Below are 22,286 nucleotides of genomic sequence, written 5' to 3'. Positions count from 1 at the left end.
TGGCCGAATGTCACATGCGCTCAGTCCAACTGAACGCATGTGACATTCGGCCGGGAAATCAGGCGCCGATCAGGCGCTGCGCGAGGTAGCCCTCGACCTGGTCGAGAGCAACGCGCTCCTGCGCCATGGTGTCGCGCTCACGGACGGTGACCGCGTGGTCCTCGAGCGTGTCGAAGTCGACGGTGATGCAGAACGGAGTACCGATCTCGTCCTGGCGACGGTAGCGGCGGCCGATGGCGCCGGCATCGTCGAACTCGACGTTCCAGTGCTGACGCAGCGTGGTCGCGAGGTCCTTCGCCTTCGGCGTGAGGTCGGCGTTGCGACTCAGCGGCAGCACCGCGGCCTTGACCGGGGCCAGGCGACGGTCCAGGCGCAGCACGGTGCGGGTGTCGACGCCGCCCTTGGCGTTGGGCGCCTCATCCTCGGTGTACGCGTCGACGAGGAACGCCATGAGCGAACGGGTCAGGCCCGCGGCCGGCTCGATGACGTACGGCGTGTAGCGCTCACCGCTGGTCTGATCGAAGTAGTTCAGATCCGTGCCCGACGCCTTGGAGTGCGTCGCCAGGTCGTAGTCGGTGCGGTTCGCGATGCCCTCGAGCTCACCCCACTCGCTGCCCTGGAAGTGGAAGCGGTACTCGATGTCGACGGTGCGCTTGGAGTAGTGCGACAGCTTCTCCTGCGCGTGCTCGTACAGGCGCAGGTTGTCCTTGTTGATACCCAGGCCGGTGTACCAGTCCATGCGGTAGTCGATCCAGTACTGGTGCCACTCCTCGTCCTCACCCGGCTTGACGAAGAACTCCATCTCCATCTGCTCGAACTCGCGGGTGCGGAAGATGAAGTTGCCGGGGGTGATCTCGTTGCGGAAGCTCTTGCCGATCTGGCCGATGCCGAACGGCGGCTTCTTGCGCGACGTGGTGAGCACGTTCGCGAAGTTCACGAAGATGCCCTGCGCGGTCTCCGGACGCAGGTAGTGCAGGCCGGTCTCGCTGTCGACCGGGCCGAGGTAGGTCTTGAGCAGGCCGGAGAAGGCCTTGGGCTCGGTCCACTGCCCCTTGGTGCCGCAGTCCGGGCACACGATCTCGGTCATCGCCACGGCGTCCGGGTCATCGAGCTTGTGCTTCTCCGCGTACGCCTCCTGCAGGTGGTCCTGGCGGTGACGCTTGTGGCAGTTGAGGCACTCGACGAGCGGATCGGTGAACACGTCGACGTGGCCGGAGGCCTCCCACACCTGGCGGGGCAGGATCACCGACGAGTCGAGGCCGACGACGTCCTCACGGCTGGTGACCATGTTGCGCCACCACTGCTTCTTGATGTTCTCCTTGAGCTCGACGCCGAGTGGACCGTAGTCCCAGGCCGACTTGGTACCGCCGTAGATCTCACCGCAGGGGTAGACGAGCCCCCGGCGCTTGGCGAGGTTGGCGACGGTATCGATCTTGGACTTGGGTGCCACTTGGGTGCTCTCCATCTGGGTAATAGATGCGTGGTTCACGTGCGGTTTTCGCCAGTCCAGCCTATCGGTACCCGCGCCGACGTCCACTCACCCGGTTGACATGCACATTCGTGCATATCAAAATGGATATGATTTGCAATAAGGTGGCATGTCCGACCCTGTCCGATCCCAGACGAGGAGCTACACCGTGAGCGTTGCCGACGCGGGCGACCTGCGAGCCGACGCACACGACCACGGGCCCTGCACCGAGACCCCGGCGGCTCCGATGCCGTCGAAGGAGACACTCATCTCGGCGGGCGAGATCCTGCGCGCTCTCGCCGCGCCGGTCCGCATCGCGATCGTGCTCCAACTGCGCGAGTCGCAGCGGTGCGTCCACGAACTGGTCGGCGCGCTGGGCGTCACCCAGCCACTGATCAGCCAGCACCTCCGCGTCCTCAAGGCGGCCGGGGTAGTACACGGCGAACGCAACGGACGTGAAGTGATGTACCGACTGGTGGACGACCACCTCGCCCACATCGTCGTCGACGCCGTGGCCCACGCAGAGGAAGAAGGATGACCGAAAACGTGACGGACGGAACCGACCGACGCCGACGTGCCGCCGTCGGCGTGCGCTCGACCAAGCAGCGCAGCGCGATCTCCGCGCTCCTCGACGAGATCACCGAGTTCCGCTCCGCCCAGGAACTGCACGACGAGCTCCGCAAGCGCGGCGAGGGCATCGGCCTCACCACCGTCTACCGGACGCTGCAGACGCTCGCCGATGCCGGCACCGTCGACGTGCTCCGCACCGACACCGGCGAATCGGTGTACCGCCGGTGCTCGAGCGGCCATCACCACCATCTCGTCTGCCGCGGTTGCGGATTCACCGTCGAGGTCGACGGACCCGCCGTCGAGCAGTGGTCGCAGACCATCGCCGACAGCAACGGCTTCACCGACGTCAGCCACACCGTCGAGATCTTCGGAACCTGTCGGGACTGCGCCCAGGCGCGGTAGCCCGGCAGGCTCGACCGCACCAATTCGAGCCGATGCCGACAGACGGTTCCCGGCGGCCACGCAGCTCGCCTGTTACGCCAGCAGCCCCTTCCGGGCATCCTCGGCCCCGGACAACACCAGCAGCAGCATCGTGGTGAGCGGCGCGTCGGCCAACCCCGTCGCCGGGAAGGTGTAGCGCAGCACGACATCGGCGAACTTGCCGCGGGTGATCACATTGATCGACCCGAACTGGAGCTGCGCGTTGCGCTCGGCCACCCGCTTGTGGAGCGCCGGCTTGACCGTCCGGTCCCACGCCAACACTCCCGTCAACGACAGCACGTCGAGCCCGTCCGCGAGTGTGACCGCACGCAGCGAGCACAGTGCGCCGCCGTACTCGAACCGCAACGAGCCGTCGTCGTCCGAGTCGACGGCGACGAAGCCGCCGAGCGCCTCGCGCACCCGGGCCTGCAGAGCCTCCGAGGAATCCATCGACGGCCTCACTGGTACTTGACGCCGCCGAAGCGGCGGTCGCGGGAGGCGTACTCGACGCACGCGGCCCACAGGTCGCGGCGGTCGAAATCGGGAAACAGCTTCTCCTGGAACACCATTTCCGCGTAGGCGGCCTGCCAGATCAGGAAGTTCGACGTCCGCTGCTCACCGGAAGGCCGCAGGAACAGGTCGACGTCGGGCATGTCCGGCTCGTCGAGGTACTTCGCGAATGTGGCCTCGGTGATCTTCTCCGGGTCGATCTCACCGGCAGCGGCCCGGCGGGCGATCTCCCGTGCCGCGTCGGCGATCTCGGCGCGGCCACCATAGTTGACGCACATCGTCAGCGTCATGACGGTGTTGTTCCTGGTGAGTTCCTCGGCGATCTCGAGTTCCTTGATCACGCTGCGCCACAGACGCGGTCGACGACCGGCCCAGCGCACGCGCACACCCATCTCGTGCATCTCGTCGCGCCGTCGGCGAATGACGTCCCTGTTGAAGCCCATCAGGAACTTGACCTCGTCCGGGCTTCGCTTCCAGTTCTCGGTGGAGAATGCGTACGCGGACAGCCACTTCACACCGATCTCGATGCATCCCTCGAGGGTGTCCATGAGGACCGCCTCGCCGCGCTCGTGGCCCGCAGTCCGCGGCAGCCCCCGATCCTGCGCCCAGCGGCCGTTGCCGTCCATCACGAGCGCCACATGATTGGGGATCAGCTCGGGCTGCAGAATCGGCGGACGGGCGCCCGAGGGGTGCGGGGAGGGAGGGCGGATCTCCCGGTCAGGCTGAGCTTGCGGTTCGCGTCGTCGAATCACGCTCCCCATCCTGCCTGACCGTGTCCGGGTCCCCGACCGCCGCATGCGGACGCGACCGTTCGATCAGGGGCAACGTGCGCAACTGCCGCTCGAGATGCCACTGCAGGTGCGCGGCGATGAGCCCGCTGGCCTGGCTGCGCATCGACGACGTCGCACTCTCGGTGTCCTGCCACTGGCCGTGCACCAGCGCGTCCATGAAGTCGAGGACACCCGGAGACGGTGTGGCCGCACCGGGCGGACGGCAGTGCACACACACTGCGCCACCGGCCGCGACGTGGAAGGCGCGGTGCGGTCCGGGAGCCGCGCACCGGGCGCACTCGTTCAATGCCGGCGCCCATCCCGCGTAGCCCATGGCACGCAGCAGAAAGGCGTCGAGAATCAGCTCGACGGGCCGGGCCTGGTCCCCGATCGCCCGCAACGCCCCGACGGTGAGGCTGTGCAGTCGCGGGGCCGGGGCCCGCTCCTCGCCGGCCAACCGTTCGGCAGTCTCGAGGATCGCGCAGGCCGTGGTGTAGCGGCCGTAGTCGTCGACGATGTCCGCACCGAACGCGTCGACCGTGTGGACCTGGGTGACGACGTCCAGGCTGCGGCCGGGGTACAGCTGCACGTCGATGTGCGCGAACGGCTCGAGCCGGCCTCCGAACTTGGACTTGGTACGACGCACCCCCTTGGCGACCGCCCGGACCAGTCCGTGCTGCCGGGTCAACAGGGTCACGATGCGATCGGCCTCGCCCAGCTTGTGCTGGCGCAACACCACCGCATAGTCCCGGTACAACCTCACGACAACCTCACCTGGCCAGTCTCCCACGCCGCACCGACGAGTCTCGACAGGCGCGGGCGGCAAAACCCCACCCCGAAAACTGGAACGCGTTACTGTTCGTTCGAACGAACAGTCGGCATGACGGGGCGGGAATGAGCACTGAACTGCAAGAACACGACGTCGAACAGCACGCTCCGGGGCTCGAGGAGCAGGCCGTGGCGCTGGCCGCCGGACGCACCTCGTCCGTCGCGGCCGTCACCGCCGCCCTCGATCGGATCGAGGCCACCCAGACCACACTCAACGCGTTCCGGATCGTGCGCCGGGCCGCCGCACTCGACGAGGCGGCCGCAGCCGACCGCCGACTCGCGGCCGGGGAGCGCCAGCCGCTGCTCGGTGTCCCGATCGCCGTCAAGGACGACGTCGACGTCACCGGCGAACCCACCGCGTTCGGATGTCCGGGCGAGTTCCCCGCCAAGACCGCCGACTCCGAGGTGGTTCGCCGACTGCGCGCCGCCGGCGCGGTGATCGTCGGCAAGACCAACAGCCCCGAACTCGGGCAGTGGCCGTTCACCGGGGGCAGCGCGTTCGGTCACACCCGCAATCCATGGGACCGCGGGCGCACACCGGGCGGATCCTCGGGCGGCAGCGCCGCGGCGGTGGCGGCGGGGCTGGTGTCCGCCGCGATCGGCTCCGACGGCGCCGGCTCCGTCCGGATCCCGGCGGCGTGGACCCACCTCGTCGGGATCAAGCCGCAGCGCGGGCGGATCTCGACATGGCCCGAGCCCGAGGCGTTCCACGGCATCACCGTCAACGGACCGCTCGCACGCACCGTCGCCGACGCGGCGCTGCTGTTCGACGTCGTCGCGGGCAACCACGACGGCGATCTGCACAAGCCACCACCGGTCACGGTCCGCGACGCCGTCGGCCGCGATCCGGGACGGTTGAAGATCGCCCTGTCGCTGCGGATCCCGTTCACCGCCACGCCCACCGCACTGCACCCCGAGATCCGGGCCGCGGTCGGCCGCACCGCGCACGCGCTGCGCCGACTCGGACACGACGTGACCGTCGACGACCCGGAGTACGGAATCCTGTTGGGCCTCAACTTCCTTCCCCGGTCGCTCGCCGGTGTGGACGCGTGGCTGGGGCAGCTCCCGGATCCGTCGTTGGTCGACCCACGCACCCGTGCCAACGCCCGCACCGGACGTCTGCTGTCCGGCCTGCCGCTGCGCGCGGCCCGAGCCGCCGAACCCCGGATGCGACGTCGGGTCGGGGAGATCTTCGACGACTACGACGTGATCCTCGCCCCCACCACCGCCACTCCCCCGCCGCGGGTGGAGGGGTTGGACGCGATCGGCGGCGTCGAGACCGACAAGGTGATCACCGCGGCGTGCCCGTACACGTGGCCGTGGAACATCCTGGGCTGGCCGAGCGTCAACGTCCCCGCCGGCCTCACCGCCGACGGGCTCCCGATCGGCGTCCAGTTGATGGGCCACGACAACACCGAACCGATGCTGGTTTCGCTTGCGGCGCAACTCGAGTCGGTCCAGCGTTGGCAGGACCACCGCCCGACCCGGTGGTGGTGACCGGTGGGCTCGACGGAGGTGCGTGACCGGATTCTCGCGGCGGCGCTGCGCATCGTCGGCACCGACGGCGTGCCCGCCGTCACGAACCGGCGGATCGCCGCCGAGGCCGGGGTCTCGCTCGGCTCGATCACCTACCACTTCCCCACGCAGTCCGACCTGCTGCGGGCGGCGCTGACAGGGTTCGTGGCCGAGGAGACCACTCGACTTCGCGACCTCGCCGAAACCTACCGCGACAAGGGGCTGAGCCTCGAGGACGCCGCGGCGCTCACCGAGCAGGTCGCGCGGGATCTGGACTTCTCGGCCGAGCGAATCGCCCCGTTCGAGATCTACATCCAGGCCGGCCGGGATCCCGAACTCCGTGAGGCGTCGGCCGAGTGCTTCGCGGCGTACGACGAGCTGACGGCGACGATCCTGACCGCGCTCGGCGTCCCACAGCCGGAGTCGCTGGCCCCCACCCTGGTGGCGACCATCGCCGGCCTGCAACTGCGTCGGCTCGCCACCGGCGATGCGGGGCAGGACATCTCGACGGCCATCCTGCAACTGGTCCGCGGGGCGTACCTCCCGGCGCCCTGACCGCGTCGGGTCACGCGCTCTCGGGGGTCAGGACCATCACCGGGATCCGCCGGGCGACCCGCTTCTCGTACTCCGCCCATCCGGGATAGAACTCCAGCGCCCGAGCCCACAACCGTTCACGCTCCGCGCCCTCCGCCTCGTGCGCCCGCACCGGCCGCGAGGCGCCGCCAGCGACCGTCATCGAGGCCCGCGGATGTGCGCGCAGGTTGTAGAACCACGCCGGGTTGTCGGGCCGCCCGTAGCTCGAGGCGATCACGACCATCCGGTTCCCGTCCCGCATACCGACCAGCGGGAGCGTCCGGCGCGCTCCACTTTTCGCGCCGACGGTCGTGAGCATCACGATCGGCCACCCCAGCACCAGGCTCGTCAGCGTGTGCCGGCCCCGAGTGATCCCGAAGACCACCCGATCGATGTGCCGCTGCCCCGGAGCGAGCACCCGGCCCGTCGTCGCCGACGCACCCTGCCTGATCAGATATCGACGCACCGGGTTCGCCTCACGATAGGTTCCCTCATTCGACATCGGACCCTCACCTCGTCTCGAGCCGGTCGAGGTCTCCATCGTCGCACGTCGACAGGGTGCCGCGCCGGAAACAGTCGTGCCGCTCCCCCGACCGGAGGAGCGGCACGACGAAAACCGGAGCGGCGGATCGCTAGAAGCCGAGACGGCCCAACTGCTTGGGGTCGCGCTGCCAGTCCTTGGCGACCTTCACATGCAGTTCCAGGAAGATCTTGGTGCCGAGCAGCTTCTCGATCTGCTTGCGGGCGGTGGTGCCGACCTCGCGCAGGCGGGCGCCGCCCTTGCCGATGACGATGCCCTTCTGACTGGGACGCTCGACGTACAGCAGCGCGTGCACGTCCAGCAGTTCGCCCTGCTTCTCGGTGCGGCCCTCACGCGGGATGACCTCTTCGATGACGACGGCCAGCGAGTGCGGCAGTTCGTCGCCCAGGCCCTCGAGTGCCGCCTCGCGGATCAGCTCCGCCATCAGGGTTTCCTCGGGCTCGTCGGTGAGCTCGCCGTCCGGGTAGAAGGCCGGCCCCTCCGGCATCGCCTTCGCCAGCACCTCGACGAGCAGCTCCACCTGCTCGCCCGACTGGGCCGACACCGGAATCACCTCGGTGTCCGGTCCGAGCACCTTCGACAGCGCCAGCAACTGCTCGGCGACGCGGTCCTTGCTGACCTTGTCGATCTTGGTGACGATGCCGATCAGCTTGGTCTTCGGCGCCATCTGCCGGACCTGGTCCAGGATCCACCGGTCACCGGGGCCGATCTTCTCGTCCGCCGGGATACACAGGCAGATGACGTCGACCTCGGAGTACGTGTCGCGCACCAGGTCGTTGAGGCGCTGCCCCAGCAGCGTGCGCGGACGGTGCAGACCCGGCGTGTCGACCAGGATCAACTGGGCGAAGTCGCGGTGCACGATGCCGCGGATCGTGTGTCGGGTGGTCTGCGGCCGCGACGACGTGATCGCGATCTTGCTGCCCACCAGCGCATTCGTCAGCGTCGACTTGCCCGTGTTGGGCCGTCCGACGAAACAGACGAAGCCGGAACGGAATTCGTTATCGGTCATGGTCACTCCTGGCTCACGTTTCCGTCTTCGTCCACATGGTCGTTCTCGGTATGTTCTTCGGTCGCCACGCGCTCGACGTGAACGGTGCTGATCCGCACGCGCCCGCGTACGTCGGCTCCGCCCTCGCCGCGCAGTCGCAGGCCCGCGGTCTCGACCTGCGAACCGGGCAGCGGCACGCGGCCGAGCTCGTAGCCGAGCAGTCCGCCGACCGTCTCGACCTCGTCGTTCTCGATCTCGATGTCGAACAGCTCGCCCAGGTCCTCGACGGGCAACCGCGCCGACACCCGGTAGGTGCCGTCACCGAGGTCCTCGATGGGCGGGGTCTCGTCGGTGTCGTACTCGTCGGCGATCTCACCGACGATCTCCTCGATCACATCCTCGATGGTGACCAGGCCCGCGATGCCGCCGTACTCGTCGACCAGCACCGCCATGTGGTTGCGGTCGCGCTGCATCTCGGCGAGGAGGCTGTCCAGCGGCTTCGAATCCGGCACGAACACGGCGGGGCGCATCACCTGCGCCACCGTGACGCTGCGGCCACCGTCGGACGAGTAGTACGTCTGCTGCACCAGGTCCTTGAGGTACACCACGCCCAGCACGTCGTCGACGTTTTCGCCGACCACGGGGATCCGCGAGTGCCCGGAGCGCACCGCAAGCGACGTGGCCTGGCCGGCACTCTTGTCCGCCTCGATCCACACCATCTCGGTCCGCGGCACCATCACCTCGCGGGCGGAGGTGTCGCCGAGTTCGAACACCGACTGGATCATCCGGCGTTCCCCGTCGGCCACCACGCCGCGTTCCTGTGCCAGATCCACCAGCTCGCGCAGTTCGATCTCCGACGCGAACGGGCCCGCCCGGAACCCCTTACCGGGGGTGAGCGCGTTGCCGACGACGATCAGCAGCCTGCTGACCGGGCTGAGCAACGTGCCCAGCGCGACCAGCGGAACCGCCGACGCCAGGGCGAGCGGATACGCGCGCTGCCGACCCAGGGTGCGGGGGCCGACACCGATGGCCACGTAGTCGACGAGCACCATCACCACGATCGTGACCACCATGCCCCATACGGCTCCGAGCAGATCGATCAGCGCGCCCGCGAGCAGGACGGCGGCCGCGATCTCGCAGAGGATCCGTAGCAGGACCATGAGATTGACGTAGCGGGGACGGTCGGAGACGATCCGCACCAGCCGCGCCGCGCCCGGACGGTCGTCCTTGGCCAACTCGTCCACCCGCGCCGGGGAGAGCGTGTTCAGCGCCGAATCGACGGCAGCGAACAGACCACCGAGCGGGACCAGGACGACGGCGAGAACGATCAGGACGACGGCGTCACTCACCGGCCGATCACCGTCCGCCGGACATCACTGCTCGGGGCCATCGAAGAACCCGGCCTTGCCCAGCAACCGCTGGTCCCGGGCGGCGAGTTCGGCCTCACGTTCGGCGCGGCGCAGATCCTCGTACCATTCGGCCAGCAGCTGATTCTGCAGCCCGAACATCTCCTTCTCCTCCTCCGGCTCGGCATGGTCGTAGCCGAGGAGGTGAAGGACACCGTGGACGGTCAGCAGCGCCAGCTCGTGATCGAGCGAATGGCCCGCGTTCTGCGCCTGGTCGGCGGCGAAGGACGGGCACAGCACGATGTCACCGAGCATCGACGGACCCGGCTCCGGCGCGTCCGGGCGACCGCCGGGCTCGAGCTCGTCCATCGGGAACGACATCACGTCGGTGGGGCCGGGCAGGTCCATCCAGCGCATGTGCAGATCGGCCATCGTGGCCGAATCCACGAGCACCATCGACAGTTCCGCTGCGGGATGGACGTCCATCCGGGCGATCACGAAGCGCGCGACGCTGATCAGGTCCTCGTCGGAGACTTCCATCCCCGATTCGTTGGAGATCTCGATACTCATTTACGTCGCTCTTTCGTCGTCCGCGGGCGCGCGGTAGCCGTGCTGGGGCGGAAACAACCCTACCGCCGCTGCGAGCGCGACTGGACCGCTCGTCGGTGCGCACGGTTCCCCAGCGGCATGTCGGCCGCGCGGGTCGACTCGAAGCGGTCGTACGCGTCGACGATGTCGGAGACCAGGCGGTGCCGGACCACGTCGCTGCTGTCGAGAATCGCGAAGTGAATGCCGTCGATGTCGTCGAGGATCTCGGTGGCCGCCCGCAGGCCCGACCGCGCCCCACCCGGCAGGTCGACCTGCGTGACGTCGCCGGTGACGACGATCTTGGAGCCGAACCCGAGTCGGGTGAGGAACATCTTCATCTGCTCGGCCGTGGTGTTCTGCGCCTCGTCGAGGATGATGAACGCGTCGTTGAGGGTGCGGCCACGCATGTACGCGAGCGGCGCGACCTCGATGACGCCGGCCTGCATGAGCTTCGGGATCGCCTCGGGATCCATCATGTCGTGCAGCGCGTCGTGCAACGGACGCAGATACGGGTCGATCTTCTCGTGCAGCGTGCCCGGCAGGAAGCCCAGGCGCTCGCCGGCCTCGACGGCTGGACGGGTCAGGATGATCCGCGTCACCTGCTTGCTCTGCAGCGCCTGCACGGCCTTCGCCATCGCGAGGTACGTCTTGCCGGTACCGGCCGGGCCGACACCGAACACGATGGTGTTCTCGTCGATCGCGTCGACGTAGCGCTTCTGGTTGAGCGTCTTCGGCCGGATCGTCTTGCCGCGCCGCGACAAGATGTCCAGGCTCAGCACGTCGGCCGGCGACTCGGACAGACCCTGCGTGAGCATGCCGACCGTCCGGCGCACCGTGTCCGGCGTGATGGGCTGATTGCGGCGGACCAACGCGGCGAGCTGCTCGAGCACCCGCTCGGCGAGCGCGACGTCGGCGGGGGTGCCGGTGAGGGTGACCGCATTACCGCGGACATGGATGTCGGCGTCGAGGACCTGTTCGAGAGCGGTCAGGTTCTCATCGGAAGACCCGAGCAGGGGCGGCACCACCTCGGGCGGGAGTTCCATGCTCGAGCGCACGGTGCGCTCGGCCGGCTGCGTGGGATCCTGCGGGGAGTCGCTGTAACGCGACCTGCCGTTCTCGACTTGTTCACTCACGTGAGGGCTATGGCCTACTTCCAGGTCCGATCCGTCCACGACGGGCTGTCGTGTGTGCCCAAAGTCTAGCGCCCGACAGTGATCACGCCCACCGAGTTACCCCTCGGACCTACCGCCCGGTTCGCCCGGATCCCGCAACCAGCGCGCCGCCTCCGCCACGATGTCGGCCGCACGCTCGGGCGGCAGACCCAGCAGTACCAGACTCGCGGTCGCGAAGGTCTCGCCGCGGTCGTTGATCACACCCTGATTGGCGCGCTCGAGCAGCGTCAACGTCATACCCTCGTCCATCGCGACCAGAAGGTCGGCGGGCAGGTACGACGAGAACACCCCGTCCCGTTGGCCGCGCTCGACATTGCCGACCGTGGTCGCCCGCAGCGGGTCGAGCAGGTCGTGGATTCGGTCCTCCCCCAGTTCGCGACGAGCGAACGAGAGCAGAACCCGGAAGCGGTCGCCGATCGGCCACGTACGCAGCGCCAGCACCGCGAGCGCCAGGTCGGGTCGTTCGGGCAGGGGCGGGCCGGTGACGAGGCTCACCGCGATCGCGGCGGACGCCTCGGCGACCAGCCCTTCGATCAGCGCGTCCCGGTTCGGGAAATGCGAGTACACGGTCCGGCGCACCACCCCCGCCGCACGGGCCACCTCGTCCATGCTGGAGTCCGGATCGGCCGCGAACGCCGTGATCGCCGCCTCGAGAATGCGGGCACGGTTCGCCCGCGCCTGCGGCCGCTGTTGCGGCGGTGGCGAGGGGGACGTCGAGGACTCGGAACTCACGAAGCCATCCTCCCCCACCCGCCCGCCCGCCGATCGAACGTCGGATACCGGCAGGCGTGTTCGATCCGCGACCACGTGGCCTCCATCACACCCTTCTTGCACACTCGTGTGCAGATAACTAACTTGCACATCAGTGTGCAATGTTCTCGGCGCGGAGGACGCCCGGGGGTAGGGAGGGAACGACGATGACGGTCACGTTGACGCGATTGCCGGGGCTGGCCACCACACCGGTGGACCGCATGACGGAGCCGTATCGGCGACGATGGGCGGCACTGGGAGTGCTCTGTCTGAGCCTGCTGATCGTGGTGATGGCGAACACCGCCCTCATCGTCGCAGCGCCGGACATGACCCGCGACCTGCAGCTGACGAGTTCGGACCTGCAGTGGGTCATCGACGGGTACACCGTCCCCTACGCGGCGCTGATGCTGCTGTTCGGGGTCATCGGCGACAAGTACAGCCGCCGCGGCGCCCTGTTCGCCGGCCTGCTCGTCTTCGGCGGCGGCGCCGTGTTCGGCAGCCTCGCCGACAGCACGACGTCGGTGATCGCTGCCCGGATGATCATGGGCGTGGGTGCCGCGATCATCATGCCGGCGACCCTGTCCCTGCTGGTTGCGACGTTCCCCGCCGCGGAACGCGCCCGGGCGATCGCCGCGTGGGCCGCGACGTCGGGGCTGGCGATCGCGCTCGGCCCGCTGCTCGCGGGCTGGCTGCTCGAAAGCCGCTCGTGGCACTCGACCTTCCTCATCAATGTGCCGATCGCCGCGTTCGCGATCGTCGCCGCACTCGTGCTGGTCCCGCCGTCGAAGGCGCACAGCCTGGGCCGGATCGACTGGATCGGCGGGCTGCTGTCGGTGGTGACGATCGGCGCGCTCGTGTTCGCGATCATCGACGGATTCCACTTCGGCTGGACCTCGCGAGCGGTTGCCGCGGCCGTCGTCTCTGCTGTCGGACTCGCCGCGTTCGTGCTCTGGGAACTGCGGCACGAACAGCCCCTCCTCAACGTGCGCAAACTCGGCGAACGCACGGTCGGCGGCGCGGCGCTCGCGGTGCTGCTGGTGTTCCTCGCCGCGTTCGGCGCGATGTTCTTCGTCGCCCAGCAGTTCCAGTTCGTGCTGGGCTTCGGCCCGCTCGCGACCGGCGTCCGGTTGCTGCCGCTCGCGGTGGCGGTCTCGGTCGGCGCCGCGGCCAGCGCCCGCCTGGTCCCTCGGATCGGCACCCGCGCCGCCGTCGCCGGAGGGATGGCGGTGGCCGCGATCGGCGTGTTGCTGCTCGTCCGCGTCGACGCCGCGTCCGGGTACGCCGACTTCGTCCCGACGCTGGTGCTGCTCGGAATCGGTGTCGGGCTGTCGGTCTCACCCGCCACCGATGCGCTCATGGGCAGCTTCCCCGACAGCGACCTCGGTGCGGCCGGCGGACTCAACGACACCGCGATCGAACTCGGCGGATCGCTCGGCATCGCCATCCTCGGCTCGGTCCTCGCCTCGGCCTACAAGGACGGCATCTCCGGATTCCTCGCTGCGCTCCCGATCCCGAAACTCACGGGGCCACAGGCGGATCTGGTGGCGCAGGGACTCGAGGCCTCCGGCGAGTCGGTGGGCGGAGCCGCGATCGTCGCCGAGGAGATGTCGCAGAACATGCTCGCGCAGGCGCAGGCACAGCCGCTGATGGAGGCCGCCACCGCGGCATTCGCCGATGCGATCTCGCAGGCCAGTCTCGTGGGCGGCCTCGCGCTCGCGGTCGGCGCGGTGGTGGTCGCGGGCATCTTGCCCGGTCGGGCCGTCGACCGTGTCGGCATGGACAACTAAGGTACGGCGTCGGCCGATCATGCTGCTTGCGCGGTCGCACCAGCCAGTTTGCGGCCCGCGGGAAGCGAGAGGAGCGGCATCATGACGGAGGACGCGTCGTCGGGTGGTTTCCCGGACCTACAACGGGCTGCCCTACATCGGCCTGATCGAGGACGTGCGAGAGAGGTCGCCCGATGACTGACTGCCGAATCGCCGAGGTCGGGTTCACTGACACACACATCGTGCTGACGCTCACGAACGGCGACGTGCTGACGACCCCGATCGTGCGGTACATCCGCGTCGAGAAGGCGACACCCGCCGAGCGCGCCCGCTGGGTGCTCGCCGACGACGGGCACGGTGTGAACTGGCCGGAGCTGTGGAAACCCGACGACGAGGGCATGGTGAGCGTCTGGGAGATCCTCCAGGACCGGCTCTACGAGGCCTCGCTCGGTCGCTTGCAGCAGGCCGGCTGGGACGTGGATACCGTGTCGCAGCGCGACCACGAGCTGGTCGCCCTGTGGCGCCTGGAGGCCGACGTCAACAACGGCGGGTTCTTGCAGTTCTTCGGAAACTGGGGCGAGCGAAACCATCTCACCGCTGTCGCCGCGCTCGACCTGATCGGTGCACGCAGGGCCGCAGAGCTCGTCCGCGGGATGTACGCGGTGATCGAGCCGTACGCCGACAAGGTCGTCTCACTCGCCGATCTTCCGGGTCTGCTCACCGACGCCGACCACGACCGGCTGCAGGAGCTCGACGAGGCGTTCTGGGAGTACCCAGACCGGCTCGCGCGGCTCGTCGTGCAGCACTACGGCGTCGACACACACGACGACGGTGGCACACGATGATCACGACCGAAGAGATCGAACGCCGCACCGACGGCGACCGGCTGCCGCTTCTGACGCTGTCCGAGTTCTTCGACGGAAACACCCAGGAGGATTCCTTAGCGCCGAACCAGTGGGGCTACGGTCGTTCGCCGCTCGCGGAGATCGCCACGCGACTACGTGTACTCGAGGCGTCCTCCGACATCGCCTGGGTGCGTGTCGAGTTGCACCCCGACACCGGCGACGGCGTGATCGAGGCACCGCACGGAGGCGCGCCATGACCGAATCTGAATCACGTGCATTCGTCCCGACGGTGGGGGATGTTCTCATGTTTCCCATCGAGCGGATCGACCGGTACGGGGCGTGTCAGGTCGTCGCGGCCGACGAGACCGAGCGGCTGGCAACGGTCGCGGTGCTCGCGTGGACGGGCGCAGCGGTGCCGGACGTCACCGCGTTGGCCGGCGTGCCACGGATGGTGAAGGACTTCATGTTCTGGCGCCCCGAGGAGGTCGTGATGGAGGTGGCGCTCCCGGTGCCCGAGTCGTATCGGCGGATCGGGAGTCTGCCCGTGACCGGCGAGACCGTCTCGCGGTCCTCCGGGTCATGGGATTTCGAGCACGACATCGCGCGCCAGCATCGGTGGGACGTCACGCCGACCGAAACGACCTCGGCGTTCAAGGCGGCCCTGGACAGCGAGGAGATCGCGACAACTCCGGGCCTCGTCTACGCGCGCAACGGTGACCCGTACGAGGCGCGCTTGGCCGCGGCGCGCAGCTTCAGAGACGACGCCGGGTACCGGGTCGGCGACGATTTCTGCATGGAGTCGCTGCGGGCCTGGCCCGCGCTGTACCAGGTCACACTCCACTCCTGGCGCGATGACCTCGTGCCGTTCCTGGAATCGTCCCCGCTGGTCAACGAGTTGACCCTCACCGGGCACGGCCGGCGTGAACTCGACCTCTCCCGCACGAGCCTGGACCGACTGTCGGTGGACATCACGGGGCTGGAACGACTCGTACTCCCGCCGAGCCTGGACCTTCTGCTCCTGCACGGCGCGGGTGCGGTGAATCGCTTCGACTCGCGCGACGGTCTGCTCGACGGCCCGAGCGCCGAGACACCCGAGGCGCTCGCGATGCTGCAGGTCGTCGCCGATCAGGACGGCCGCTGGATCTCGGTGCAACTCACCGGGACGGTGCCGCCGGTGCGCGGACTCGACCGCGTGCAGGGACTGCGGATCGGAGCCATCGACGACCTGGACATCTCCGATGTCGCCGAGTGCTTCCCGAACACTTCCTGGCTGCACCTGTTCGGTGCGCCCGGTCTGCTCCGCGGACTGTCCGAGTTGCCGGCGCTGCCGACCTTGGAGACGCTGTGGCTGTGCGACCTGTTCGGCTACGAGCCCCGCGACTTCCCGGGGCCGGGCGAGCTGCCGGCGCTCACGAGCCTCGACCTCGACAGCATCCCCACCGACGTCGCCACCCGCGTGCGCGCGATGTACAAGAAGGCGTCGCACGTCTCGCTGAGCGTGCGCAGGCCCCGCAAACCCGAGTGGCTGGCCGAGAACTTCGAGAACCCGCTGCGGCACTGGGACGGACGCGACGGCATCCCGGCAGCAACAGCGAAGCAGGCCCGCACCGCATTCGTCACGGCGCTGCGGCAGGTGCGCGACGCCGACGCGTCCCGCACCGACGAGACCGGCTACGTGAAGACCGTGACAGCCTCGGTCACCGAATTCCTCGACGTCATCTCGGGCCTCAACCGCAAGCACCAGTTCCTGTACACCCTGGAACGCGACGAGGTGATCGACGCCGTCGACACCCTGACCACCGGTCTCCCGCCCGAGGCCAACCGCACTCTCGAACCGCTCATCGAGGAGGCACTCGACGACTGAACACCGCCGGGTCCTCGAACGGGAGCCAGTGACCGCTATACCTCGCCACCGACCGACCAAGGAGCCGGATCCAGGGCCGCGCGCAGCGACAGTTCCCAGGACCGCGAGCCGCGGTCGAGGAAATCGTTGTGGCCCTCCCCAGGCACCTCCCACAGCACCGCCCGATCCCCCGCCGCGACGGCCCTCTCCACGTACACGCGGCTGCCCGAGGCCGGGATACGCAGGTCCTCGGCACCGTGGAGGCACACCGTCGGGATCCCGGTCGGGACCCGGTGCAGTGGGGAGGCGTCGAGATAGATCTGCGGATCGCTCGCGTGGTCCACCCCGAACAGATCTTCGAGGACGACGCCGCCACGCCGGGTCGCGGACCGCGAGGCCAGGTCCAGGGCCCCGGCCTGGGACACCACCCGCTCGGGTCGGACGAGCGAATCTCGTTGCCCGGCAACCCAGACCGCGAGTTGCGCACCGGCCGAATGGCCGACGATCCGGACGTTGCCCAGATCCAGCGGAATCGGCGAGTGCTCCGGCAACAGTGTCGCGGTCGCGGCGAGCGCGGCAGCGATGTCCGCGCTCGTCTCGGCCCAGCGGCCGCCGGCACCGACACGGCGGTACTCGACGTTCCATGCCGCGACACCACGCCGGGCGAGCTCGACCGCAAACGCGGTCGCCAGATTCAGGTGGAAGTCGGCACTCCAATAGCCACCGTGGATCAGCATCACCACCGGCACCGGCACCGGCGCCTGCGCGCCGTTCGGAAGGTAGAGATGCCCGAACTGCTGTGGTTCGGGGCCGTACTCGATCTTCGTTCTGCTCATGACTATTGGAGCGGTGCCGTCGTCCAGCGATCCGTCAGCACACCGATCGCACCCAACGCGACGGCCGCGGCCGTCGACGTCCGCAGCACCGTCGGACCCAGCAGGACCGCGGTCGCGCCGGCCGCGGTGAGCGCGGCGACCTCGTCGTCGGATAGCCCGCCCTCGGGGCCGACGACCAGCATCACCTCGGGGGCGTCCCGCAGTGGGAGCGACGCGAGCGGCAACTGCGCCGACTCGTGCAGCACGGCGACGACGCCACCGCGTCCGACCACGTCGCGCACCCGCTCGAGCACCTGCGGGGTGTGATGGAGTTCGGCGACCTCGGGGACCAACGCACGGCGCGCCTGCTTGGCCGCGGCCACCGCGGCGTTCCGCCAGCGCGTGACACCCTTCTGAGTCTTGGCGCCCTCCCAGCGGGCCACGCACCGCGACGACTGCCACGGCACCACCGCGTCGATCCCGGCCTCGGTGGCCAGCTCGACGGCCAACTCGGAGCGTTCCGCCTTGGGCAGCGCCTGCACCAGCGTCACCGCCGGCGACGGCGGCCGCTGATCGCGGCGCGCGGTCACCTCGAGGTCGAGCCGGTCCTTTGCAGCGGCCGTGACCGTCGCGTCGGCGATCCCACCGCGACCGTCCGCGAGGAGCAGTCGCTCCCCCGGCTTGATGCGCCGCACCGTCGCGGCGTGACGGCCCTCGGGCCCGTCGAGCACGGCAAGCTGCCCGACGTCGGGCAGCGGATCGAGATAGAAGACGGTGGCGGCCATCAGCGGACCCCGCGTCGGTCAGCGTCCACTGAACGCATCACGCAGGCGGGAGAACAGGCCCCCGCTGTTCTGCGAACCGGTGGACACGACCTCTGCGTGGTCGCGGTCGCGGTGGTTCTTGAACTCCTGCAGCAGCTTGCTCTGCTTGCCGTCGAGGCGCGACGGGATCACCACCTCGAGGTGGGCGTGCACGTCGCCGCGGACACCCGAGCGCAGCTTCGGCATCCCGTGGCCGCGCAGGATCGACACCGATCCGGGCTGGGTGCCGGGGTCGACGGTGATCTCGGTGGGTCCGTCGATGATGGTGTCGAGCGTGACCGAGGTGCCGAGCGCGGCGTCGACCATGGGGACGCGGATGGTGCAGTGCAGGTCGTCGCCGTCGCGGACGAACACGTCGTGCGGCTGCTCGATCACCTCGACGTACAGGTCGCCGGGGTGGCCGCCGCCGGGGCCGACCTCACCCTGCGCGGCGAGCCGGATACGCATGCCGTTGCTGACACCGGCGGGCACCTTGACGGAGATGTCGCGGCGGGCGCGGACGCGGCCGTCGCCGCCGCACTTGTGGCAGGGGTCCGGGATGGTCTCACCGGCGCCACGGCACGTCGGACACGGACGCGACGTCATCACCTGGCCGAGGAACGACCGCTGCACGGACTGGACCTCACCCGCGCCGCCACACGTCTCGCAGCGGACCGGCTGCGAATCGCCGTGCGTGCCCGAGCCGGTGCAGCTGTCGCACAGGATCGCGGTGTCGACGGTGATGTGCTTGGTGACACCGGTGGCGCACTCGTCGAGGGTCAGCTTGGTGCGCAGCAGCGAATCGGCGCCCGGCTGCACGCGCCCCTTGGGCCCGCGACCGCCGCCACCGCCGCCACCGAAGAACGCCTCGAAGACGTCACCGAGACCACCGAAACCGGCTCCACCGAAGCCACCGGCACCCGCGCCACCGCCGGACTCCATCGGATCGCCGCCGAGATCGACGATGCGCCGCTTCTCCGGATCCGTGAGCACCTCGTACGCAGTGGAGACCTCACGGAACCGCGCCTGCGCCGACTCGTCCGGGTTGACGTCGGGGTGCAGCTCGCGGGCGAGCTTCCGGTATGCGCGCTTGATCTCCTGGTCGGTCGCGTTCGGCCCGACGCCGAGCGTGCCGTAGTAATCCCGTGCCACTTTGGGTATCTCGTCCTTCTCTACTTCGTTCGCATCACACGGTGAGCAGCTCCGGTGCCGGAAGTTCCGGGACCGGTGCGGGTGCCCGGCCGCACGCTATCGCTCGGCGAGTACCTCGCCGATGTACCTGGCAACGGCAGCCACCGAGGCAATTGTTCCCGGATAGTCCATCCGAGTCGGTCCGAGGACCCCCACACCGCCGAGGACGGTGCCGGCGGCCCCGTAACCGGTGGAGACCACCGACGTGCCGCGCATCTCCGCGACCTGGGTCTCCTCGCCGATCCGCACGGTCACGCGACCGGCATCCTGGGTGGCGGCCAACAGCTTGAGCACCACCACCTGCTCTTCGAGCGCCTCGAGCACCGAACGCAGCGACCCCGGCAATCCTGCCTGCATCGTGAAGTCGGCCGCATTGCGGGTGAGGTTGGCGGTGCCGCCGAGGACCAGCCGATCCTCGGGATGCTCCACCAGCGTCTCGACCAGCACGGTCGCCGACCGGACCACGGCGTCACGCAGGTTCTCCGGCGCATCCTCCGCGAGTTCGGACACCGCGATGGACGCCGCCGCGAGTCGCTTGCCTTCGAGCGCTCCGCCGAGCAGGGCCCGCAACCGCGACAGGTCCTCCTCGTCGATCACGTCACCGAGCTCGACGATCCGCTGGTCGACGCGCCCCGAGTCGGTGATCAGCACCAGCAGCAGGCGTGCCGGCGTGAGCGCCACCACCTCGAGGTGACGCACCGACGACGCCGACAACGTCGGGTACTGCACGACGGCGACCTGGCGGGTGAGTTGTGCGAGCAATCGCACACCGCGACGCAGGACGTCATCCAGGTCCACACCGGACTCGAGGAACTCGAGGATGGCGCGCCGCTCGGCCGACGACAGCGGCTTGACCTGGGCGATGCGGTCGACGAACTGCCGGTATCCCTTGTCGGTGGGCACCCGGCCCGAGCTGGTGTGCGGCTGCGTGATGTAGCCCTCGGCCTCGAGTACCGCCATGTCGTTCCGGATCGTCGCGCTGGAAACGCCCAGGTTGTGGCGTTCCACCAGCGCCTTCGATCCGATGGGCTCCTGGGTGGCGACATAGTCGGCGACGATCGCCCGGAGAACCTCGAATCTCCGTTCATCCGTACTCGACACCGCTGCACACCTCCACTTCGCCACGAGAACGGGACCCGACGTGGTGGCCCCCGGTACGCGGGCACCGCCGTGCTTCGTGCCCACCTCGCTACCCAGTCTAATGGCCGGGGCGATTCCGAATGCCGCAGGCCGCGCCGGGCATTCGGTACGAACCGAACAGCCGTCGCAGGCCGTAGGGTGACCGTCGGGGTGACCGGCATTGGTGATCCGGTCCACACGAGGAACTCAGGCGGCTAGAGCGATGATCTTCAAGGGTGTCAGGGACGGCAAGCCGTATCCGGAGCACGGGTTGACGCTGCGGGACTGGGCGCAGATCCCCCCGCGCCAGGTGCGGTTGGACGAGATCGTCACCACCACGAGAGTCCTGGAACTCGATCGACTGCTGTCGGAGGACTCCACGTTCTACGGCGACCTGTTCCCGCACGCGGTGCTGTGGGAGGGCAACATCTACCTCGAGGACGGCGTCCACCACGCGGTCCGGTCCGCGCTGCGCAATCGCGTCGTCCTGCACGCCCGGGTCTACGACTACGACGCCGCCCTCGCCGACGACTGATACCCCCGCCCCTCCGGTTCAGTCGAGGACGTCCCGGACCACGGCGTCGGCGAGCAGCCGACCGCGGTCGGTGAGGATCAGGTGGTCGTCGGCGATCGTCGCGAGTCCGTCGGCGACGACCCGCTCGGCGGCCGCACGCTCACCCTCGGACAGGTCCGCCAGCGGCAACCCGGTCCGCAGCCGCACGGTGAGCATCACCCGCTCCACGTGCACGTCCTCGGCACTGAGGGTCTCGCTGCCGCCGACCGGCAGCTCCCCGGCGGACAGGCGGTCCGCGTACCGCGCGGGGTGCTTGACGTTCCACCACCGCACTCCGCCGATGTGACTGTGCGCTCCGGGGCCGGCGCCCCACCAGTCGCCGCCGTCCCAGTAGCCCAGGTTGTGGAAGCAGCGGGCGTCGTCGTCGGCCGCCCAGTTCGACACCTCGTACCAGCGCAGGCCCGCCTCGGCGAGACGCGCGTCGATGCGCTCGTAGCGGGACGCGAGGACGTCGTCGTCGGGAGCAGGCAGCTCGCCGCGCCGGACCTTGCGGGCCAGCGCGGTGCCGTCCTCGACGATGAGCGCGTACGCGGACACGTGGTCGACGCCGGCACCGAGCACCGCGTCGAGCGAGGCGTCCAGGTCGGCGTCGCCCTCTCCGGGCGTGCCGTAGATGAGATCCAGGTTGACGTGGTCGAACCCGGCTGCGCGCGCCTCACGCGCGGCGGCCACGGCCCGCCCCGGCGTGTGGGTGCGGTCGAGGACCTTGAGCACGTGCGGTGCCGCGGACTGCATCCCGAGCGAGATCCGCGTGTAGCCGGCGCCGCGCAGCGCGCCGAAGAACTCGGGTGACGTGGACTCGGGATTCGACTCGGTGGTGACCTCCGCCCCGGGAGCCAGCCCGAAGCTGCCGCGCACGGCCCCGAGAACCTCCGCCAAACCGTCCGCACCGAGCAGCGAGGGCGTGCCCCCACCCACGAAGACGGTGTCGACCGCGGGCCCACCCGTGATGTCGGCGGCCTGCGCCAACTCCCGCTTCAGAGCCTCGAGCCAGGACTGCGGGGACGCGGACGTGCCCAGCTCCCCCGCGGTGTAGGTGTTGAAATCGCAGTAGCCGCACCGCGTGGCGCAGAACGGCACGTGGACGTAGATCCCGAACGGACGCGTCCCCACTCCCACCAGGGCCGAGTCGGGAAGCTCGAAGGGTATCGAGTCGACGGCAGGGGTCGAGGCAGCAGATCCACTCACGTCTCCAGTGTCCCAGCCGCCGTCATCGGCGCCACGTTCCCCCACGAGATCGGGACATTTCCCGAGAATTTGGGGGAAATATGTCCCCAGTGGTCGGCAGACG

24 protein-coding genes are annotated in these 22,286 nt (G+C 69.2%); 9 read left to right on the top strand and 15 right to left on the bottom strand.

All coding sequences use genetic code 11. From position 1 onward, the window contains the following. Positions 1–58: 58 nt before the first annotated feature. Entirely contained in the window at positions 59–1,450 is a 1,392-nt protein-coding gene (locus DEU38_RS05445) for a glycine--tRNA ligase (RefSeq protein WP_114719401.1), read from the bottom strand. A gap of 187 nt (positions 1,451–1,637) precedes the next feature. Between DEU38_RS05445 and DEU38_RS05440 the strand changes: the two genes are divergently transcribed. Together DEU38_RS05440 and DEU38_RS05435 are read left to right on the top strand one after the other, a co-directional pair. After that, positions 1,638–2,006, top strand: coding sequence for a helix-turn-helix transcriptional regulator (locus tag DEU38_RS05440; protein WP_397484324.1), 369 nt, complete (start codon positions 1,638–1,640; stop codon positions 2,004–2,006). Next, positions 2,003–2,440 carry a Fur family transcriptional regulator gene (locus tag DEU38_RS05435; RefSeq protein WP_114719105.1) on the top strand — a complete coding sequence of 146 codons (438 nt, stop codon included), beginning with the start codon at positions 2,003–2,005 and terminating at the stop codon, positions 2,438–2,440. The genes DEU38_RS05440 and DEU38_RS05435 overlap by 4 nt, the downstream gene beginning before the upstream one ends. A 72-nt stretch (positions 2,441–2,512) precedes the next feature. Here the strand turns inward: DEU38_RS05435 and DEU38_RS05430 are convergent, their stop codons facing one another. The 3 genes from DEU38_RS05430 to recO are packed head-to-tail and all read right to left on the bottom strand — an operon-like array spanning position 2,513 to position 4,501. Continuing rightward, complete coding sequence (locus DEU38_RS05430; RefSeq protein WP_114719104.1) at positions 2,513–2,908, bottom strand: hypothetical protein; 396 nt, start codon at positions 2,906–2,908, stop codon at positions 2,513–2,515. A gap of 8 nt (positions 2,909–2,916) precedes the next feature. Beyond that, a complete protein-coding gene (locus DEU38_RS05425; RefSeq protein WP_114719103.1) occupies positions 2,917–3,729 on the bottom strand; it encodes an isoprenyl transferase in 813 nt (270 codons plus the stop codon). Continuing rightward, complete coding sequence (gene recO, locus DEU38_RS05420) at positions 3,686–4,501, bottom strand: DNA repair protein RecO (RefSeq protein ID WP_114719397.1); 816 nt, start codon at positions 4,499–4,501, stop codon at positions 3,686–3,688. The genes DEU38_RS05425 and recO overlap by 44 nt, the downstream gene beginning before the upstream one ends. 131 nt (positions 4,502–4,632) lie before the next feature. Between recO and DEU38_RS05415 the strand changes: the two genes are divergently transcribed. Together DEU38_RS05415 and DEU38_RS05410 are read left to right on the top strand one after the other, a co-directional pair. Next, a complete protein-coding gene (locus tag DEU38_RS05415) occupies positions 4,633–6,063 on the top strand; it encodes an amidase (protein ID WP_114719102.1) in 1,431 nt (476 codons plus the stop codon). Positions 6,064–6,066: 3 nt separating this feature from the next. Continuing rightward, on the top strand, positions 6,067–6,636 hold the full coding sequence (locus DEU38_RS05410) for a TetR/AcrR family transcriptional regulator (protein WP_114719101.1): 570 nt from the start codon (positions 6,067–6,069) through the stop codon (positions 6,634–6,636). A 10-nt stretch (positions 6,637–6,646) separates the two neighbouring features. On the opposite strand, the gene DEU38_RS05405 is transcribed toward DEU38_RS05410, so the two are convergent. From DEU38_RS05405 to DEU38_RS05380, 6 genes are all read right to left on the bottom strand, one after another. Beyond that, entirely contained in the window at positions 6,647–7,156 is a 510-nt protein-coding gene (locus DEU38_RS05405) for a nitroreductase/quinone reductase family protein (RefSeq protein WP_181818673.1), read from the bottom strand. Positions 7,157–7,286: 130 nt separating this feature from the next. Further along, a complete protein-coding gene (era, locus tag DEU38_RS05400; RefSeq protein WP_114719099.1) occupies positions 7,287–8,204 on the bottom strand; it encodes a GTPase Era in 918 nt (305 codons plus the stop codon). A gap of 2 nt (positions 8,205–8,206) precedes the next feature. Continuing rightward, positions 8,207–9,532, bottom strand: a complete 1,326-nt coding sequence (locus tag DEU38_RS05395) for a hemolysin family protein (RefSeq protein ID WP_114719098.1) — start codon at positions 9,530–9,532, stop codon at positions 8,207–8,209. A gap of 24 nt (positions 9,533–9,556) precedes the next feature. Further along, positions 9,557–10,099: an rRNA maturation RNase YbeY gene (gene ybeY / locus DEU38_RS05390; RefSeq protein ID WP_114719097.1), complete on the bottom strand. Its 543-nt coding sequence runs from the start codon at positions 10,097–10,099 to the stop codon at positions 9,557–9,559. A gap of 59 nt (positions 10,100–10,158) precedes the next feature. Further along, positions 10,159–11,250: a PhoH family protein gene (locus DEU38_RS05385; protein WP_114719096.1), complete on the bottom strand. Its 1,092-nt coding sequence runs from the start codon at positions 11,248–11,250 to the stop codon at positions 10,159–10,161. A gap of 96 nt (positions 11,251–11,346) precedes the next feature. After that, a complete protein-coding gene (locus DEU38_RS05380; protein WP_114719395.1) occupies positions 11,347–12,021 on the bottom strand; it encodes a TetR/AcrR family transcriptional regulator in 675 nt (224 codons plus the stop codon). A gap of 185 nt (positions 12,022–12,206) precedes the next feature. Between DEU38_RS05380 and DEU38_RS05375 the strand changes: the two genes are divergently transcribed. The 4 genes from DEU38_RS05375 (at position 12,207) to DEU38_RS05360 (ending at position 16,514) form a co-directional block, all read left to right on the top strand. Then, positions 12,207–13,826, top strand: coding sequence for an MFS transporter (locus DEU38_RS05375; protein ID WP_114719095.1), 1,620 nt, complete (start codon positions 12,207–12,209; stop codon positions 13,824–13,826). A gap of 173 nt (positions 13,827–13,999) precedes the next feature. Continuing rightward, positions 14,000–14,650, top strand: a complete 651-nt coding sequence (locus DEU38_RS05370; RefSeq protein WP_114719094.1) for a DUF4375 domain-containing protein — start codon at positions 14,000–14,002, stop codon at positions 14,648–14,650. Continuing rightward, positions 14,647–14,907 (top strand): hypothetical protein, encoded by a 261-nt coding sequence (locus DEU38_RS05365; RefSeq protein ID WP_114719093.1) that lies wholly within the window; start codon positions 14,647–14,649, stop codon positions 14,905–14,907. Before DEU38_RS05370 ends, DEU38_RS05365 begins: the two co-directional genes overlap by 4 nt. After that, positions 14,904–16,514 carry a hypothetical protein gene (locus DEU38_RS05360; RefSeq protein WP_114719092.1) on the top strand — a complete coding sequence of 537 codons (1,611 nt, stop codon included), beginning with the start codon at positions 14,904–14,906 and terminating at the stop codon, positions 16,512–16,514. Before DEU38_RS05365 ends, DEU38_RS05360 begins: the two co-directional genes overlap by 4 nt. Before the next feature lie 35 nt (positions 16,515–16,549). Here DEU38_RS05360 and DEU38_RS05355 read toward each other — a convergent pair whose 3' ends face one another. The 4 genes from DEU38_RS05355 to hrcA form a co-directional block, all read right to left on the bottom strand. Beyond that, positions 16,550–17,329 carry a S9 family peptidase gene (locus tag DEU38_RS05355; RefSeq protein ID WP_114719091.1) on the bottom strand — a complete coding sequence of 260 codons (780 nt, stop codon included), beginning with the start codon at positions 17,327–17,329 and terminating at the stop codon, positions 16,550–16,552. 2 nt (positions 17,330–17,331) lie between these two features. Next, complete coding sequence (locus DEU38_RS05350; protein WP_114719090.1) at positions 17,332–18,093, bottom strand: 16S rRNA (uracil(1498)-N(3))-methyltransferase; 762 nt, start codon at positions 18,091–18,093, stop codon at positions 17,332–17,334. Between the two features lie 18 nt (positions 18,094–18,111). Then, on the bottom strand, positions 18,112–19,263 hold the full coding sequence (gene dnaJ / locus DEU38_RS05345) for a molecular chaperone DnaJ (protein ID WP_114719089.1): 1,152 nt from the start codon (positions 19,261–19,263) through the stop codon (positions 18,112–18,114). 96 nt (positions 19,264–19,359) lie between these two features. Beyond that, on the bottom strand, positions 19,360–20,403 hold the full coding sequence (gene hrcA, locus DEU38_RS05340) for a heat-inducible transcriptional repressor HrcA (protein ID WP_114719393.1): 1,044 nt from the start codon (positions 20,401–20,403) through the stop codon (positions 19,360–19,362). A 241-nt stretch (positions 20,404–20,644) separates the two neighbouring features. Between hrcA and DEU38_RS05335 the strand changes: the two genes are divergently transcribed. Then, positions 20,645–20,956 carry a type II toxin-antitoxin system VapB family antitoxin gene (locus DEU38_RS05335; protein ID WP_031938276.1) on the top strand — a complete coding sequence of 104 codons (312 nt, stop codon included), beginning with the start codon at positions 20,645–20,647 and terminating at the stop codon, positions 20,954–20,956. Between the two features lie 18 nt (positions 20,957–20,974). Here the strand turns inward: DEU38_RS05335 and hemW are convergent, their stop codons facing one another. Then, positions 20,975–22,183: a radical SAM family heme chaperone HemW gene (gene hemW / locus DEU38_RS05330; protein ID WP_258557639.1), complete on the bottom strand. Its 1,209-nt coding sequence runs from the start codon at positions 22,181–22,183 to the stop codon at positions 20,975–20,977. Between the last annotated feature and the right edge of the window lie 103 nt (positions 22,184–22,286).

It is taken from the genome of Rhodococcus sp. AG1013 (assembly GCF_003350365.1).
In the GTDB taxonomy this organism is placed as follows: domain Bacteria; phylum Actinomycetota; class Actinomycetes; order Mycobacteriales; family Mycobacteriaceae; genus Prescottella.
Note: the sequence above shows the minus strand (reverse complement) of the source record. Positions and strands in the feature narration are given on the sequence as shown.

What these genes read in the sequence shown, in the direction of transcription:
- DEU38_RS05405 (WP_181818673.1), bottom strand. Translation starts at nt 7,156, where the DNA reads ATGTCGAATGAGGGAACCTATCGTGAGGCGAACCCGGTGCGTCGATAT.
- DEU38_RS05415 (WP_114719102.1), top strand. Translation starts at nt 4,633, where the DNA reads ATGAGCACTGAACTGCAAGAACACGACGTCGAACAGCACGCTCCGGGG.
- DEU38_RS05375 (WP_114719095.1), top strand. Translation starts at nt 12,207, where the DNA reads ATGACGGTCACGTTGACGCGATTGCCGGGGCTGGCCACCACACCGGTG.
- DEU38_RS05425 (WP_114719103.1), bottom strand. Translation starts at nt 3,729, where the DNA reads ATGGGGAGCGTGATTCGACGACGCGAACCGCAAGCTCAGCCTGACCGG.
- DEU38_RS05370 (WP_114719094.1), top strand. Translation starts at nt 14,000, where the DNA reads ATGACTGACTGCCGAATCGCCGAGGTCGGGTTCACTGACACACACATC.
- DEU38_RS05430 (WP_114719104.1), bottom strand. Translation starts at nt 2,908, where the DNA reads ATGGATTCCTCGGAGGCTCTGCAGGCCCGGGTGCGCGAGGCGCTCGGC.
- DEU38_RS05350 (WP_114719090.1), bottom strand. Translation starts at nt 18,093, where the DNA reads ATGGCCGCCACCGTCTTCTATCTCGATCCGCTGCCCGACGTCGGGCAG.
- DEU38_RS05335 (WP_031938276.1), top strand. Translation starts at nt 20,645, where the DNA reads ATGATCTTCAAGGGTGTCAGGGACGGCAAGCCGTATCCGGAGCACGGG.
- DEU38_RS05435 (WP_114719105.1), top strand. Translation starts at nt 2,003, where the DNA reads ATGACCGAAAACGTGACGGACGGAACCGACCGACGCCGACGTGCCGCC.
- DEU38_RS05360 (WP_114719092.1), top strand. Translation starts at nt 14,904, where the DNA reads ATGACCGAATCTGAATCACGTGCATTCGTCCCGACGGTGGGGGATGTT.
- era (WP_114719099.1), bottom strand. Translation starts at nt 8,204, where the DNA reads ATGACCGATAACGAATTCCGTTCCGGCTTCGTCTGTTTCGTCGGACGG.
- DEU38_RS05355 (WP_114719091.1), bottom strand. Translation starts at nt 17,329, where the DNA reads ATGAGCAGAACGAAGATCGAGTACGGCCCCGAACCACAGCAGTTCGGG.
- ybeY (WP_114719097.1), bottom strand. Translation starts at nt 10,099, where the DNA reads ATGAGTATCGAGATCTCCAACGAATCGGGGATGGAAGTCTCCGACGAG.
- DEU38_RS05365 (WP_114719093.1), top strand. Translation starts at nt 14,647, where the DNA reads ATGATCACGACCGAAGAGATCGAACGCCGCACCGACGGCGACCGGCTG.